This window comes from Treponema sp. C6A8 (genome assembly GCF_000619925.1).
Taxonomy (GTDB): Bacteria; Spirochaetota; Spirochaetia; order Treponematales; family Treponemataceae; genus Treponema_D.
This window is the reverse complement of sequence record NZ_JHVB01000002.1, coordinates 266,387-281,699: the sequence shown is the minus strand read 5'-3', so window position 1 is coordinate 281,699 and position 15,313 is coordinate 266,387. Positions and strand designations below refer to the sequence as shown.

14 protein-coding genes are annotated in these 15,313 nt (G+C 40.5%); 11 read left to right on the top strand and 3 right to left on the bottom strand.

Going from position 1 to position 15,313, the window contains the following annotated elements; all coding sequences use genetic code 11:
* Positions 1–49 precede the first annotated feature (49 nt).
* The 11 genes from T530_RS14650 to T530_RS0104825 all read left to right on the top strand — a co-directional run bounded on the left by T530_RS14650 (position 50) and on the right by T530_RS0104825 (position 6,373).
* Positions 50–412 (top strand): DUF2493 domain-containing protein, encoded by a 363-nt coding sequence (locus T530_RS14650; protein WP_051537829.1) that lies wholly within the window; start codon positions 50–52, stop codon positions 410–412.
* Between the two features lie 72 nt (positions 413–484).
* A complete protein-coding gene (locus T530_RS0104870) occupies positions 485–736 on the top strand; it encodes a hypothetical protein (RefSeq protein ID WP_027728062.1) in 252 nt (83 codons plus the stop codon).
* A gap of 17 nt (positions 737–753) precedes the next feature.
* On the top strand, positions 754–882 hold the full coding sequence (locus T530_RS15295; RefSeq protein ID WP_256380934.1) for a hypothetical protein: 129 nt from the start codon (positions 754–756) through the stop codon (positions 880–882).
* A gap of 12 nt (positions 883–894) precedes the next feature.
* On the top strand, positions 895–1,071 hold the full coding sequence (locus T530_RS15095; RefSeq protein WP_156011541.1) for a hypothetical protein: 177 nt from the start codon (positions 895–897) through the stop codon (positions 1,069–1,071).
* A gap of 25 nt (positions 1,072–1,096) precedes the next feature.
* Positions 1,097–1,480, top strand: coding sequence for a hypothetical protein (locus T530_RS0104855; protein WP_027728061.1), 384 nt, complete (start codon positions 1,097–1,099; stop codon positions 1,478–1,480).
* Between the two features lie 153 nt (positions 1,481–1,633).
* Entirely contained in the window at positions 1,634–2,410 is a 777-nt protein-coding gene (locus tag T530_RS0104850; RefSeq protein ID WP_027728060.1) for a leucine-rich repeat domain-containing protein, read from the top strand.
* Between the two features lie 43 nt (positions 2,411–2,453).
* Positions 2,454–3,068, top strand: coding sequence for a leucine-rich repeat domain-containing protein (locus T530_RS0104845; protein ID WP_027728059.1), 615 nt, complete (start codon positions 2,454–2,456; stop codon positions 3,066–3,068).
* Between the two features lie 294 nt (positions 3,069–3,362).
* A complete protein-coding gene (locus T530_RS0104840; RefSeq protein WP_027728058.1) occupies positions 3,363–3,602 on the top strand; it encodes a helix-turn-helix domain-containing protein in 240 nt (79 codons plus the stop codon).
* Positions 3,599–4,828, top strand: coding sequence for a type II toxin-antitoxin system HipA family toxin (locus T530_RS13550; protein ID WP_051537828.1), 1,230 nt, complete (start codon positions 3,599–3,601; stop codon positions 4,826–4,828). Before T530_RS0104840 ends, T530_RS13550 begins: the two co-directional genes overlap by 4 nt.
* A 134-nt stretch (positions 4,829–4,962) precedes the next feature.
* Entirely contained in the window at positions 4,963–5,196 is a 234-nt protein-coding gene (locus tag T530_RS0104830) for a hypothetical protein (protein ID WP_027728057.1), read from the top strand.
* Positions 5,197–5,254: 58 nt separating this feature from the next.
* Entirely contained in the window at positions 5,255–6,373 is a 1,119-nt protein-coding gene (locus T530_RS0104825; RefSeq protein ID WP_027728056.1) for a hypothetical protein, read from the top strand.
* A 107-nt stretch (positions 6,374–6,480) separates the two neighbouring features.
* Here the strand turns inward: T530_RS0104825 and T530_RS0104820 are convergent, their stop codons facing one another.
* The 3 genes from T530_RS0104820 to uvrC are packed head-to-tail and all read right to left on the bottom strand — an operon-like array spanning position 6,481 to position 15,310.
* Entirely contained in the window at positions 6,481–10,122 is a 3,642-nt protein-coding gene (locus T530_RS0104820) for an exodeoxyribonuclease V subunit beta (protein ID WP_027728055.1), read from the bottom strand.
* A gap of 1 nt (position 10,123) precedes the next feature.
* A complete protein-coding gene (locus tag T530_RS0104815) occupies positions 10,124–13,162 on the bottom strand; it encodes a PD-(D/E)XK nuclease family protein (RefSeq protein WP_027728054.1) in 3,039 nt (1,012 codons plus the stop codon).
* A 21-nt stretch (positions 13,163–13,183) separates the two neighbouring features.
* Positions 13,184–15,310: an excinuclease ABC subunit UvrC gene (gene uvrC, locus T530_RS13545; RefSeq protein ID WP_038073673.1), complete on the bottom strand. Its 2,127-nt coding sequence runs from the start codon at positions 15,308–15,310 to the stop codon at positions 13,184–13,186.
* Positions 15,311–15,313: the final 3 nt, after the last annotated feature.

Below are 15,313 nucleotides of genomic sequence, written 5' to 3'. Positions count from 1 at the left end.
TCTGGGAATGATACCTTACTATACTATATGTTATAAGGAGATTTTTTTTATGACAAAACTTTTAGTTTGTGGTAGCCGTTCAATTACAGATGCAGCATGGGTTTCAGAACAAATTTCAGCCCTTATTGCTGAAAAGGGGTTTCCGCTTTCAGACCTCACTTTAATCGAAGGTGGTGCAAAAGGCGTGGATGCTATGGGTAAAGCCTGGGCTATTGCTAATGGTGTGCCTGTTGAAACTCATAAGGCAGACTGGGCACGCTATGGCCGTGGGGCTGGTCATAGGCGCAATGCCGATATGGTTGCGGCTGCGAATTGTGTTCTTATCCTGTGGGATGGTATTTCAACCGGTACAAAAAATGATATCGATTTATGTAAAAAAAATTATAAAAACTACAAACTTGTCAAAAAATAAAAATCAAGGACTTTCACATAGATAGGACCAAATTGTCTACTATATATACAGCTAAATCAGGAGGCGGCACTTATGTCAAATATTGTAAATGAACCAAGGGACTGGGGTGCGGGGCATCACTACACCCAGTACGATATGGACGAACTGGAAATCAGAAAGGTTCGTGCACTGGAAAGAATTGCTGATGCTTTAGACGGGCATCAGACTTCAAAATGGTCAGGCAATGTTTCAGACAAGCCTGTTCAAAAAACAGCTGAGCAGCCTTCTGTGCAGAGGGCTGGCTCAAAAAAATCAAACAATCTGTTTGACTGTTTCAAGTTCTAAATTACAGGGGGCACATTATGACTGGTTTTATGAATTGGCTCGGACAGGGGCTGCAGACAGCAGGTTCTATTCCTTATGTAGGTTTTAAGCTTCTTGTAATTCTTGGAATCGTATGGATTGTATGGACAATTTGGGAACATATGTAAAAGGAGAGTCTTATGGAATCATTTCTTTTATTAACAGTACTTATAATAATTATTGGTGCATTTATCGTAAACTTCGGTGAGCTTTTTGTTGCACTTTTAGGAGTAATCAAATACTTTGCAATTCCTCTTGCTATCGCTGGAGTTATCTGGGGCTTGTCTAAGCTTGGCCCTTGGCTTTTGGGTGCTTAAATATCTGTAAAAGGAGGAATAGCTTATGAATTGTCTTAATGCAAAAAAACGCTGCTTAAAAGAAATACTTGCTGCCGTGACCCCGGAAGATGAAAAAAGATTCTTCCTGGGGCTTGAGTATGTCAAAAACTACAATGGCATCGTAATTGGTCCGGTTCACAAAGACGGGTATGGAAACGAATGTGATCTTTTTTCTGTTATATCATTTAATGTAGATCCTGAGTGGACATGGGGGTCTTTCAAAGAAGCAAAAAAGATCCTTGAGAAAAGCCCATGGAAGGTCTTTCGCTTAAAAAAAGGCATAAAGATTGCCTTTAAACACGAAATGATGCTTCCAGACTACTATTACGACGATGACCCAAAACCCAAATGGCTCACTCTTTACGGAGAGTGGTTTAAAGACAGGTAATTAAAGCAACAGAAGAAGTTATTGCAACCTTCAGCAACCTTGAAGCAATGATTGAAGCCGGCTGGGTTGTGGATTAGAGATTTTCTGCATGAGAACTGAAAATCTGTGATACAATATAAGCAGGAAATAAGTTTATTATAAGGAATTTTATAAATGGCAAACGAGAATAATAGTTTAACAATTAAAGATGGTGTTGTAACAAGTTGTAATAAGGACGTTGTGAATGTAGTAATCCCTGCGGGTGTTACGGAAATCCATTCGCGCGCGTTCTATGACTGCGTAACGCTGGAGTCGGTGGTAATTCCCGAGAGCGTAAAGAAAATCGGTTTTTTGGCATTCAAACATTGTACATCGATTGAAACAGTGGAGTTCGGTGGCACGAAGACACAATGGGAAGCTGTGGAGGGCAAAACTGATTTGCTCTACTTTATACCAGCAAAGGTTGTGAAATGTGCAGACGGAGAATGGCAGAAGCCTGTTCTCATAGTGGAAGACGGCTTTCTTGAGGTTTGCCTCGACAAAAAAGCTACCAGCATTGTAATTCCTGAGGGCGTTACGGAAATTGGCGAGGATGCGTTCTGTAATTGCGCCTCGCTTGAGGCAGTGGTAATCCCTCCAAGTGTGACGGTAATCGGTAAGCGCGCGTTCGATAGCTGTAAATCTCTTTTATCAGTGAAGATACCTATGGGCGTGAAAACAATCGGTTATGAAGCGTTTAGGGACTGCGCATTGCTTAAATCTATGGAAATACCTGAGAGTGTGGATTTTATTGATTATGATGCCTTTAAGGGCTGCAAAGCTCTTGAGAAACTTGATTTTTATGGCACGATGGCGCAATGGAAAGCCATGCCAAGATTCAAATTCGAGACTTGGCGCGAAGATGTTCCCGCAAAGGTTGTGAAATGTTCAGACGGCGAGGTAGCTCTGTAGGGACTGCATAAAATAATAAGCATGTATATACAAGGAGATGTGAATGGAAGGTTTGAATTATTACGAAGGGGATAAAAAGAACGTTGTCATTCCTGAGGGAACAAGGGCTATAGTAGTAGAAGGTTTTCATAATGAAGGCTTGAAAGAAGGAATTTCTCCAGACCTGACAATATGTTTTAAAACAACAGATTTGAAGGATGTTGAAACAATAGACATGCCGGACTCTGTAGAATTGATTGGAACAAAAGCATTTCAATGCTGTACAAAATTAAAATCAGTTAATTTTTCAAAAAATCTTAAAAAAATATGTTTACACGCTTTTTCTGGTAGTGTGTTAAAATCTATAACCTTGCCAAAATCACTTAAAGAAATACAAACCTGGGCTTTTGTCGGTTCAGGAATAGCTGATATTTATTATGACGGCACTGTTTTTGACTTTGATAAAATAGATACAAGCGGGGCATTCTTGAGTATTGGAAGACTTCATTGTTCTGATTGCACTGTTGATTTTACCAGAAAAGATTATTACATAGATGAACTAAAATACGAAGGTACTATGGAAGAGTGGAACAATAATATGAACTCTCATTGGCTGAACAAGCGCAGCGCAAAAATAAAATGTAGTGATGGGGAAATTATTAATCAAAAGCTTAAATAGAATTATCCTTTATATTCAGTTTCGAATTTTCCATATACACACTACAAGATTAACTTGACATTTTGCCTTCGAAAATTGTTAAAAACAGGTAATTCCGAAGTTACTATGGCTGAAAAAATTGAAATTTATAATCAATTATTACATAAAAATATATTAAACATATAAGAACTGCGAGTTTTCATTGGTTAATATGGCTTATTCCGAATCTTAAACGCTTTCCCGTTCGGGAAAATAATTGTATTTATATGACATTATTTTGTTGATTTTCCCGTTCGGGAAAGTTACAATTGTATTATGAAAATTAATTCTGCTGAAGCAATATCAGAGGTTGTGAAAAGCCGTCGTAAACAATTAGGTCTTACCCAGTCAGAAACGGCTGCAATGTGCAATGTAGGAGCTCGTTTTTTCTCTGAACTGGAAAACGGTAAAGAAACTCTGCAAATGAATAAGGTTCTGCATTGTCTTGAAATGCTTGGAATCAATCTTTATGCCGTAAACCGGGAAGATGATTCAGGTGAGGCTGGCGTAAGATGAAACTGAGCGTTTATTTTGGAAATGAAAAAGCAGGCTCTCTTGAATCAACAGATAATCGTGGGGTGATTTTTGTTTATGCTGAAAGCTATTTGCAGAACAAAAATGCAGTTCCCCTTTCGGCTTCACTTCCGCTGCAATCAGAAGAATTTTCGCAAAAGCAGTGCATGCCATTTTTCTCTGGTCTTTTACCGGAAGAAGATTCCCGCAAAAAAATCGCTGATTATCTTCATGTTTCTGAAACCAGTACACTAAAACTTCTTGAAGCTCTCGGTGGAGAATGTGCAGGTCTTATTTCTATTCTGCCGGAAGAAATGGAATCGTCTCAAAAAACTTCATATTGCTTCAATTCAGAAAATTACGAACCTCTTGAAGATTTCCGTCTGAACGACTTCATTGAAAAAATGAATACACGCCCGCTTATGAAGTCGGATGAAAAACTCAGGCTTTCGCTTGCCGGTGCACAGGAAAAACTTGCTCTTGCTAATCTGGATGGAAAATGGTATCTGCCATTGAATGGAGCACCTTCTACTCATATTTTAAAACCGACCCGTTCAGGCTCTCTTTATTCACTTGCTCAAAATGAATACATCTGCATGAAGCTTGCTAAAAACTTTGGCTTGCCGGTTCCAGAAGTTGATTTACTGAATATTGCAGGAAAGGATGTGTTTGTTGTTGAACGATATGACAGAATAAAAAAGAATGACTTTATTCAGAGGCTTCATCAGGAAGATTTCTGTCAGGCACTTGGTATTATGAGTACTTCAAAATATCAGAATGATGGCGGTCCTGGAATTGCTGATATTTTTAATACGATTAAAAAGAACTGTTCAGTACCGGCACTTGAAACTCAGAAATTCCTGCGTTATGTGATTTTTAATTATCTGATTGGAAACTGCGACAGTCACGGAAAGAATTATTCGCTGCTTTATAATAATAGAAGAGTTGAACTAGCGCCTTTGTATGATGCAGTTTCTACTATTTTATATCCCGGTCTTACAGATAAACTTTCAATGAAAATCGGAAAGCACTATGAGATTCAAAAAGTAAACAACGAAGATTTTTCTCTGTTAGCTGAAAGCTTAGATATAAAAGACAGCGTCCTCTCAAAAATATTTGATGATTTTGAAAAAAATTACACCAAGGCGTTTGAAGATCTTAAAGCTGATGAAAAGGTTTCAAAACAAATCCTTGATTCAATTCTTTCAGTTGTAAAATCCAGATTTTAATAAAAAAAAACTATACAAGTTATAAGGAAATCAGGGCAATTTGCTTTCGAAATTTGGTTAAAATGGACAATATTTTCACAAAGTGGAGACCAAGTTGTCTATATTATTATGAAAGAAAGAATAAGGAGTTTGCAATGGAAAGAACTTGGAGTGAAGAACTTAAAAACACAACCCGCGAAATTGCAGGGACTGGCTGTATGCTTCAGTGTATAGACGGGAGAAGCGGCATTTATGTTTCTGCCGGAAATGGAAGCATAGAAATCCATGGAATTGAAGGTTCCGGCTTTATGCCTCTTCCAACAGAAGAAGTCATCGCCACCTTCAGCAAACTTGAAGCCATGATTGAAACCGGCTGGGTTGTGGATTAGGGATTTTCTGCATGAAAATTGAGACCCTGTGATACAATATAAGAAGGAGATAAAAAAAATGAGAGAAGAAGAATTTTTTGATTGGTTAGTGTGTTCATATCCTGAAAAAGTTGCGCATTCAAGATTTTCCAACTGTAAAAGAGTTGAAGAATACGAAGAAAATTTAGATGTGGCTTATGATAATGACCAGTGTATAGCACTCTTGAATCGGCTTAATTATACAAAAACTGATGCTAAGAATCATGCTCCAGCCCGCCATTCGATTCCAATTAACGGCGATATATATAATGGTACCGCAACATTAAAAACAGCAGTTAAGCTGTATATAAGTTTTTTGGAAGGAGATGAGTCGGCAAAAAGATCCTCTCGTAAATCTGTTGTTTCACCAAAAAACAGCGGGAAAAAAGGTAACAACAACTTCCCTGAGTGGGAACAGCCTTTAGAAGAGGAATCCTATCAGCTTGCACAGGTTATTACAAAATACGTGCGTTTCTTGAATCCAGAAATTATTGCGCGGATTGCAGAGGAAAATGAAAAGGTTCGTGTTAAGCTTTCTAAGGCATTGGAAAATAGAAATATTGATGCTTCTTTATATCTGTGGGAAAAATCTCCATGTTGTTTTCCGGGGGTAAGACGTCATGCAGGTAGTAGTGAAATTGCCATGCATCGTAAACGTATGCAAAAAACGGAAATAGAGGATGCTTTAGAATTGGATAGTAATGCATATCCAAAGCAGTTATGGTCGTATATTTTTAGAGGAAAAAAATACGGAAATTTCGGTCCTAAAGAGTACAATCTTGCCCATCTTGTTGATCACAAGTTTGATGGAAACAGAATGACCGATGAATTTGATTATGATATTGAGAAATATCAGAAACCTTTGTTTGGTCTTTATTCCTCAGCTGCAAATTCAGCCTATGTTCCTGCTGCCTTGATGAAACCTACAGACTTCAATGGTTATCTTCGTAATCTGCTTTTTCAGAAGATGTATGATTTATATGGCTCTGTATGTAACGTTTTGCCAGCTGATTTCAAGTTAAAAGCTCCAGTTTCTCAAAGATGGGATTTTAAGAACTTTCAGTGGGCAGAACCTGTCGGAACCTTGGAATTTATTGATGACTTTTTGGCTTTTAGAAAAGCGAAAATGAATGAGTTGTTTGGGGAAGAAATCCTTTAGAAATTTAGTGAAGGGTATTCCGATTCTCCTCTTCCAAAAAGGTTCGTGCCGCATTTTCAGGAGCATTCGCGACCGCTTTGCAGCCAAATGCCCCTGAAATCAGTTTATTACACTTCCACTGCCTTGTTATATCTTAAATACCAGAGCTTGCAGATGATTTTGTCTTCCGGGATTCGCAGAAGCTTGCTGGCGGCGATGCGGTAGCAGTTCTGTTGGGCGGTGTATAGTTCCGGGACAATTTCACCGTCTGATTTGTAATCGATGATGGTGTAAGTACCGTCGGCATTCTGGTAAATGAGGTCGATTGAACCTGTCCAGATTGAACCTTCGTGGGACATGCGGAAGGCCCACTCGGCTTTCAGAAGGCGGCCGGCTGCACGGGCGGAAGTGTCACTGGCGTAAGCCGCCTTGCCGTACTCACGCGCAGCAAAATCATGACACATTTTAATACACTCGGCTTTTTTTGCGGCGATTTCTGTTTCTGTAAGCTGTTTGAATAGTTTTACGGGCGGCTGATATTCTTCCGGGGCAATGCCTTCTGCCTGAGCGCGAAGGTAGTCGTGAACGAGAGTACCGAAGTCGGCAGCGGTGAAGGCGGCAGAGTCGAGGGCATCGTCCGAGCGGTCGTGTTTCTGGTCGTGTGAAATGTCTGTACTGAGTCCCGGCTCCAGTGAACTTGGCGTCTTTCTGTTTGAAAGAGGTTCGTCGTAAGGAATCTCTTCTACGTCGGAAGGAAGTTCGTCGAAAATCTTTGTGACTGGGGAATCTGCATTGCCATCGGAAGCTGCACTGCTATATGCTTCCGCTTTTGTTACAGGGTTGATTCCTTCATAAGTAAAAGGCGCGTTTTCTTTAAATTCTATGCTGTTCAATGCAAAGTCTTTGTCTTCCAGTTCATCACCATAGAAATCAATGGCTGTGTTTTCAATCAGTTTAAGAATGCCTTCATCATCTTTAGGCTCTCTTACGGTTTTTGAATTTGGATTCCATGCACCCACAATGTAAACTTCAGAAATTGCGCGGGTAATTGCAACGTAAATCAGGCGGCGGAATTCTGCAAGTTCCTTTTTATCAGAAAGATTTTTCTGGGTTATTGCAAAATAATTTGTTGCGCCATCCTCTGGTTTGATGCTTGCTCCAAACTGTTCGTCAAAGAATATGCGCATCTTATCGGAAGAAAAACGTGCATCAATACATCCTTTTACAAAAACGTATTTAAACTGCAATCCCTTACTTTTATGGATTGTCATGATTTGAACAGCATTCTGGGTTTCAACAGGATATGAAACTTCGGCAACATCGATTTCTTCATCTTCCTGAGTATTTTTTTCCTTACTCTTTACAACCGCAAGCTGGTCTACGAACCAGGAAATATTATTTTTATTTTCATCACATTCACGTGCGAGTTCAAAAAGGAAATCAAAGAGCTCAGAATATAAATCAGTTTTTGTGTTCTGCATTGTGATGTACTGGTAGCCTGTTTCGAACCACAAATCACTTATGGTTTTAGATATTTTCTGGCTTAAAACCTGACTTGTTTTCTGCTTGAGGTAGAAAAGCCCCTTAACAAAGCGCTCTTTCTGGACTTGTGAAGATTCGCTAAGATTTTTTTCTGCCCATTCGTTCAATTCATTTTCTGTCTGCGGCAGCTCGCCTGCAGAGCTTTCCAGCAAAACTGTCTCAATCGTTTTCTGATCTAGATTACAGAAGGGTGATGAAAGGAAAACTGCAAAGGCATTTTTATCGGCAGGGTAAACGCAGAGGCGCAGAAAGTTGTAAATGTCGTTTACTGGGCCATCAGTAAAAATATTTGTGTTCTGGTCAAGCTGATAAGGAATCCCAAAATAATTGAGCCATACTAACAGTTCCTTTCGCTGGCGGCTTCTTTCGAGGATTGCAAAGTCTGAATAATTTACAGGAATATTTTTCTCTTTCAGTTCCTGCATCATTTTTTTGATTTTTGTAGCAATGTAGTAAGCCTGCTGGTTTTTATTATCCAGATATTTTTCTTCTTCATCATCTTTAATAAGCTCTGTATTCAGTGCTGCCATGTGAATTCTTGTATTATCTTTGTTCAAAATAGCAGCTTCTACGACTTTATTTTCTTTAGGATTATATTTTTTTGCATCTATGCTATATGAAGCTTCATAATCCTTGTCATTATTTGAAGCAAAAATCTTACTGCCGTTTCCAAAAATGCGGTTAAATCCAGTAATCAGTTCATTGTCAGAACGGTAGTTAAACTCCATTTGCAAAAAGTTATTTTGTCCCAGATCGTTTTTCAGCTTGTTGAAGACAGAAACTTCTGCACCTCGGAATTTGTAAATAGACTGTTTTTCATCACCTACAAAGAAAAGCTTGTCGGAACGGATGTTTTCCACAGAAGGAATTCCGTCCTTACAGCCGTTTTCTTCACCTTCAGCAGAAAAATCCTTTTCAGAAATAAGGAAAAGAAGGTCTCGGTTTTTTCCATTATTATCCTGGAATTCGTCAATCATGATTTTGTCAAAGGCATTTTTTTCATGCTGGCGGATGTCTTTGTGCTTCAAAAGGATTTCCAGCGAAAGCTCTGAAACATCTTTGAACGTCAGGTTTCCGGAAAGACGCTTCTGCCGGTTGATTTGCTGAGTGAATTTATCAAGAAGTTCACACATGGATTTGATTGCTTCGTAATTTGTGATGTATGAGGCAAGTGATTTAAGATAGGTCTGTAAAAATTCAACACTTCTGAGAGGTTTTATTGTTGCAGCTAAAGATTGATCATTGTTTGCAAGTCCCTGAATATTAACATTCAGCAAATCAAAAGAAGAAATAAGGCTTGTGATTTTTGAAATAACATCTTCTGCAGGATTTTCAAAATCGAAATTTGATGGAAGAAGATAATCTTCTATTGATATCTGGTTGAATGCAGCTGCAGCGTTACCTGCTCTCTCATACATTTTTCCATGATAATTAGTTGCAGAATACTCTCCTAAAAAATTATCAATGCCATCCTTAAAATTAGGAGCTGCCCTGTGAAGTCCTTCTTTATCATTAGACAGATATTCGTCATAAGCATCTTTTAAGGAAGAAGGACATTCTGGTTCTGCTGCAATTCCCATAAGAAGAAAATTCCAGGCTTTGAGGACCTGTTCTTTCTGGAGTTTAAGTCTGCTTGTGAAAAAATCTGATGGCGTAATTATTGAAGTGTAATTGATTATCGTTTTTGCGATAATATCATCTGCAAATTTCTGATAGTTTCCTACTGATGCAAAAGCTTTGACTGCGGGTGTGCTGCTGTTTGCAAAAACAAATGGAAGCGCCTGAGTTTTTATGTCTGTTTCTGAATCTGAAGAACCTACCGAAAAATCAGGACGAATTCCATAATGAGTTGCAGCCTGACTTACAATTCCCTTACAGTAAGAATCCAGAGTCTGAATATGGACATTAGAAAAATCTTCCAGAGCTCTGCGTGCCCGGTCTTTCTCTGTTTCTGGAGTTTCCGGTTGATTTGCGAAAAATGAAAGAGTTTTATAAATTCGTTCATACATTTCGCCGGTAGCTTTTTTGGTAAAGGTTAAGGTTAGAATTTTTGAAGCTGGAATACCCATGCTCATGACCAGCCATGCAAAGCGGGTTGCAAGAACCTGTGTTTTTCCAGAACCAGCTCCGGCTGCTACGATTGTGTTGTCTGTTCGGCAGCAAACGTCCGACTGACGGGGATCAAGTTTACGTTCAAGAAGATTAAGATATTCGTATTCTTTTTTCATTTTAGCGTCCTTTTTTACCTATTTCATAATGGCGGCGGCAAATTGCCTTAAAATTACATTTTATGCAGTCTTTGTAAGTATCCACTCTTGTTGAATCTGGATTAAAATCATAAGAAGATGTGATTTTTTCAAATTCATCTGCATAGTTATAAAAGGCATCCATAGTCGGTTTATAAGCATCCGAGGCTTTCTCTTTTGTATTTATGTCGATTGCCGCTCTTGTTGTTGAATTTTTGATGGCATAAAAGCGCGCTACAACAACAGTATTTGTATTTAAAACATCATCAGGATTTTTATTTCGATTTTCCGGTTGTTCCATTATGCTTTTTTGTAAAAGAGTAATGTACATTGGCATCTGGAAGTCACCCAAAACGTCGTTTGTCAGGCTGATTTCTGAGGCAGCTGGAATTGAATTCTCGCTGTTTTTGTAATCGATGATAGACCAGTCTGTTTTATCTGTTCCTGTGTTATCGGGATTATGCACTGTTTTACAAAGCAGAAGGTCTATTTTGCCGTAGAAGTTGTAGTTTTTCCCGTTGTTCTGTACAAAATATGATTTTTCAACGCCTTTTACTGTACAACCGCCATATCCTAGAGTTTTTGACTTTGTGCTTATGTTTGCTGCAGACCGTATGTTTTCCTGCAAAAAGCTATGCAGAAAGTCTATAATCTTTTCAGAAATTAAATCAATCTGATTTTCAAGCATTTTCTGTGTAAGTGGACTTCTGGAAAATTCTTTTTCGGGATCCTTAATTGCGGTTTTTGCATGAGTTTTTATCGCATTCAGGATTTCATCTTCGTTGTCAAAGCTTTTTCCATCTCTACAAACCGGGAGTTTTTTGCCGATATAATCCTTCATAAAAAGCTCAAGAGTTTTGTGATTGATGTTTCCCATATCAAAAGGCTGCATCAAATCTGTATCGAGAGATTCTTCATCCAACTTCAGTACTTTTGAAAAAATCCATCTGCGTGGGCATGGAAAGAAATCTTTCATATCTGACTGGGTAATTATGATTTTTCCGTCCTTCTGAGTGTCATCAAGTTTTTTGGAACGGTTTTCAATAAGTGTAAATTTCACTTCTTCTTTTACAGAAGAAGATGAAGTTTGATTTCCGTTGTTGGTTTGTTTTTCGTAATCAAATTTACTGTTGTGAATCTGAAAATTTTGAATCTGATTTTTCTGGGCAGCAGAAAGTTTGAGAGGAAGTTTTGCATCAGTTTTTCCAAGCATGTATTTTTTCTCGTTGAGGATAAAATCTTCTTCATCAAGCTCTTCAAACTTATTTTCATCTTCTGTCAGACTGCTGTGAGCAATTGCAAAACCCGCAAAAGAGTTTTCTGCATAGCTGAAGTGAACAAGTTTTTCTCCGCTAAAATCGGTTGTATAAAGTCTTGCGTAAGCTTTTGAAAGGTTCAGATCCTTGTCCTGCTGTTCAATTTTGAGTTCCCGTCGTTTTTCATCATTTAAAAAGTTCAGTTTTTTATACTGGATTTCAAGATTTTTCTGGCTAGCGTCAATCACAAACTGATATTTGAAAAATCCCCCTGCCGAAGTTTTGTAAGGATAGATTGAAATTCCTGTTTGCTTTGACTGCGGAGTATATGTTTTTTTGGAAAGCTCCGAAACAAAAAAATCATAGTGATTTGAAACTGCAAGCACTGAGTTTTTGCCGTGACACCAGTTGTTTTCAATTTCAATCAGGTTGTTAAGCTCGGTAATGCATCGGCCAATTATTGCATCTGCCAGTTCTAAAAATCCCTTTTCTGAAAGATAGGTTTTCTTGAATATGTTCCAGGCCTGAGAAATAGCCTCAAAGGAATTTGAATTGCAGATTGCTGAAATATCTTTTTTCAGGTCGTTATAAAACTTATATTCAAGTTCGTTACGGTTACGGGTTGCAGAAAGTGCCTCTTCCCAAATGTCGATATGGTTTACGCTGCCATCGGCTGATTTTTCATCATAACCGCAGATACAGCGCATGTTATTTCCTTCCTGAATTAAATTCTGACGGTGGATTTTCAGATCTTCTTTCCATGGAATATATTCATCAAGAATCAGGGAGCGTACCGAATCATATGAAAAATCCGAATTATAGCAGTCCTGTATTTCAGCAAAAATCTGACCGGCTGTGTTCTGAATAAGCGGATAGCCGGCACGGATTACAAAAGGTACGCAATATTTTGTAAGTTCCCGTTCCAGATATGGGCGATAGGTCTGAAGGTCAGGAACGTTGAGAGTGACTTCATTCCATGGAATCAGCTTTTTCTGAGAAGCCTTATTTCCGTCACCAGCGCACAGTTCTCTTATTCTGAGAATTGTACGGCGAAGTTCCTTGCGTGAATCCGGGTATTTTGTGCAGAGAATTGTTTCCTGTGAATCCTGGATTTCAGGCAGGTTGATGAGCGTGATTTCGGGACATTTTTCAAAAATTAGTTTGTAATCAGAAAAATCTTCGAGAAGTTCAGGATAGAAGATGACGTAATTTTTGCCTCCGGAAGTAAAATCCGGGTCAATCCAGCTTGGTTCATAAAGATTGTTTTCTTCAAGAAAAGCGGAATAGCGGTTGAAAATTGTAAGGTAGTCCTTGTCCTCGTCATCCATTTTATAATCAGGATTTTCAGCCAGGGTTTTCTGCCAGAGTTTTAATGATGAAATTATATGTGTAATCCAGTCTGCAAAGGAATCTGCTTCCTTTTTGAATTGAGGGTTTATAATCTTCTTGAAAATCTCTTCACCATCAGCTGCCGCTGCATTTTCGCGAATCAGTGAGCTTACAAAGAACTTCCTTAGTATAGAAGGAACTGTCTGTTTTCCTTCTTCCTTAGCGCGTACTGCTTCGCCTTTGAATTTATCCCATGCCATAAAGCGTTCAAGTGGTACTGCGTCGGTGCCGCTTTCTTCCGGGTGGGTGATACACCAGTCTATCCAGGAGTTCATTACAACATCGGTGGAAAAAACAAAAACGCTGTTTGGGTTTGCGAGTTCCTTTTTGAAGAAAGAACTCAATTCATTTGGGGAAAGAAAAAACTTTTGTGCCATAGAGAAATTATAGCACGAAAATTACTTTTCTTCGCGGGATTCTTTTTTATCTGCGCTGTATTCCGGTTTGTCTTCTGCCACCTGCAATGCCTGTGCAGCCAGGTCAGAAAGATACTGTGATTGGGCGGACTTTTCCTTTGTGGTGCCGGACTGGCCCAGGGAAAGTCGCTGTAATGCCTGCTTTTCCTTTCGTCCTTCCAGAAGATTTTTTGAGGCAAGGAGAATTTCTGCGGCGTCCTGGGCGCGGACGTGGATGGCCTGAGCAATGGCGCTTTCTTCGGCAGCGGCAAGGTTTTCCAGTGTAGTGAAAGCTTTTTGCAGCTGGACGGCGCGTTTTTCGCCAACGCCTGGGAGCTGCAGGAATATGCTGTCGGTGTTTTCTTTTGTGCGCAGAGTCTGGTTGCGGCTGGTGGCTAAGCGGTGGGTTTCATCGCGGACTCGCTGCAAAAGTCGTAATCCATCGCTGCGGCGGGGGAGTTTTATCGGCTCGCTGGCATAAGGGCGCCAGATTTCTTCATCGCGCTTGGCTAGGCCCGCAATCGGGATTTCGACTCCCAGGGCCTTCAAAATTCCGTCTACGGCGTTTACCTGACCGATACCACCATCTATTAAAAGTAAATCAGGTAGTTCCTGACCTTCGTTGAGCAGGCGGGAATAGCGGCGGCTAACGGCTTCCCGCATGGACTGGAAGTCGTCTATAAGGCCGTCTGTAGTTTTCAGGCGGAAATAGCGGTAATTTTTTTTGTCGGGGTTGCCGTTGTAAAAGCTGATGAGGGAGGCAACCGGGAATTTTCCGCCGATATGGGCAATATCAAAACCTTCGATGCGGACTGGCAGGTTAGGAAGGCCCAGCAGGTTTTTGAGTTCTTCCATCGCTGGAGTGTCTCCGCGTTCTCTGAGGCGGCGTATAATATCTTCGTGGGCGTTTTGTCTGGCCATCTGTATCGCCGCGATGTCGCGGGGGGCGGAGGAGATATTGGTCTTTGTAAGGCCGTCTTCCGGCGCCCTGCCAGCCGTAAGTGGCATTTCCCCACTGGTGGCTTCCTTGCCGCTGTCCGGCTCCCTGAACTGGCCTGCCTTTGCACAGGCTTCCCTTAGTTCTCGGGCAGTGTGTTCTGTCGCTACCAGGTGCAGCTTTGTCCGTGCCTGTGCAAAGGACTCATTTAGCCACTTATCTATAATCTCATACTGGGCGGTAGGAGCCACGTAAACCGCTGGCGGGATGTTTTCGTTGTCATAGTAAACCGCCATGAACTCGCCGATAAGGTCGTCGTCGTCATTGAGCGATTCGGCGCGGTAATTTTCGCGGGCAAGGAGCTTTCCGCTTCGGATTTTGAGGACTGTAAAGCTTACAAGCTCGCCCTCTGACCAGTAGGCAATGTAGTCGCGGTCGTCAGAATCGAAAGTTTCAACGACGTTCTGGTTCTGCATAATCATCAGGGCCTTGATTCCGTCGCGCAGTCGGGCTGCCTTTTCAAAATTGAGTTCGGCGGCGGCTGCCTTCATCTGGGCGTTGAGTTTTGTAATCGTTTCGTCGCCTTTTCCCTCAAGTAGGCTGGCAATTTCACCGATGTATTCATTGTAGGATTCCTTGTCGATTTTTTTGCAGCATGGGGCTTTACACTGTTTCATGTGATAGTAAAGACATGGTGCGTCACGATTCCGCAAGGTCTTGCAATGGCGCACTGGATACAGCTTGAAAATGGTTTCAATGAAGGTATCCAGTGCATAAACGTCGGGGTAGGGGCCGAAGTATCGGGCTCCGTCCTGAACGATGTGCCGCGTCTTGAAAATGCGGGGGAAGTCCTCGCGGGTGATTTTGAGTGAGGGATATGATTTTCCGTCCTTAAGGTCTATGTTGTAGCGCGGATTGTATTTTTTAATCAGGTTGTTTTCCAGCAGCAGAGCTTCGTACTCGTTGGCTGTTGTGATATATTCTATAGAAGTGGCGTGGGAAACTAAAAGCCGGGTTTTGATGTTTTTCTGACCGGAAAAATATGAAGACAGACGGTTCTTAAGATTTTTTGCCTTTCCCACATAAATTACGGTGTTTTCGGCATTGCGCCAGAGGTAAACGCCGCTGGATAAAGGAGCTTTCAGGGCTGTCTGATGGAGGATTTCTCTCGTTGAGACGGTTTTGTCTGTCATGGT

What these genes read in the sequence shown, in the direction of transcription:
- T530_RS15095 (WP_156011541.1), top strand. Translation starts at nt 895, where the DNA reads ATGGAATCATTTCTTTTATTAACAGTACTTATAATAATTATTGGTGCA.
- T530_RS0104855 (WP_027728061.1), top strand. Translation starts at nt 1,097, where the DNA reads ATGAATTGTCTTAATGCAAAAAAACGCTGCTTAAAAGAAATACTTGCT.
- T530_RS13550 (WP_051537828.1), top strand. Translation starts at nt 3,599, where the DNA reads ATGAAACTGAGCGTTTATTTTGGAAATGAAAAAGCAGGCTCTCTTGAA.
- T530_RS0104870 (WP_027728062.1), top strand. Translation starts at nt 485, where the DNA reads ATGTCAAATATTGTAAATGAACCAAGGGACTGGGGTGCGGGGCATCAC.
- T530_RS0104815 (WP_027728054.1), bottom strand. Translation starts at nt 13,162, where the DNA reads ATGGCACAAAAGTTTTTTCTTTCCCCAAATGAATTGAGTTCTTTCTTC.
- T530_RS0104820 (WP_027728055.1), bottom strand. Translation starts at nt 10,122, where the DNA reads ATGAAAAAAGAATACGAATATCTTAATCTTCTTGAACGTAAACTTGAT.
- T530_RS0104845 (WP_027728059.1), top strand. Translation starts at nt 2,454, where the DNA reads ATGGAAGGTTTGAATTATTACGAAGGGGATAAAAAGAACGTTGTCATT.
- uvrC (WP_038073673.1), bottom strand. Translation starts at nt 15,310, where the DNA reads ATGACAGACAAAACCGTCTCAACGAGAGAAATCCTCCATCAGACAGCC.
- T530_RS14650 (WP_051537829.1), top strand. Translation starts at nt 50, where the DNA reads ATGACAAAACTTTTAGTTTGTGGTAGCCGTTCAATTACAGATGCAGCA.
- T530_RS0104850 (WP_027728060.1), top strand. Translation starts at nt 1,634, where the DNA reads ATGGCAAACGAGAATAATAGTTTAACAATTAAAGATGGTGTTGTAACA.
- T530_RS0104830 (WP_027728057.1), top strand. Translation starts at nt 4,963, where the DNA reads ATGGAAAGAACTTGGAGTGAAGAACTTAAAAACACAACCCGCGAAATT.
- T530_RS0104825 (WP_027728056.1), top strand. Translation starts at nt 5,255, where the DNA reads ATGAGAGAAGAAGAATTTTTTGATTGGTTAGTGTGTTCATATCCTGAA.
- T530_RS15295 (WP_256380934.1), top strand. Translation starts at nt 754, where the DNA reads ATGACTGGTTTTATGAATTGGCTCGGACAGGGGCTGCAGACAGCAGGT.
- T530_RS0104840 (WP_027728058.1), top strand. Translation starts at nt 3,363, where the DNA reads ATGAAAATTAATTCTGCTGAAGCAATATCAGAGGTTGTGAAAAGCCGT.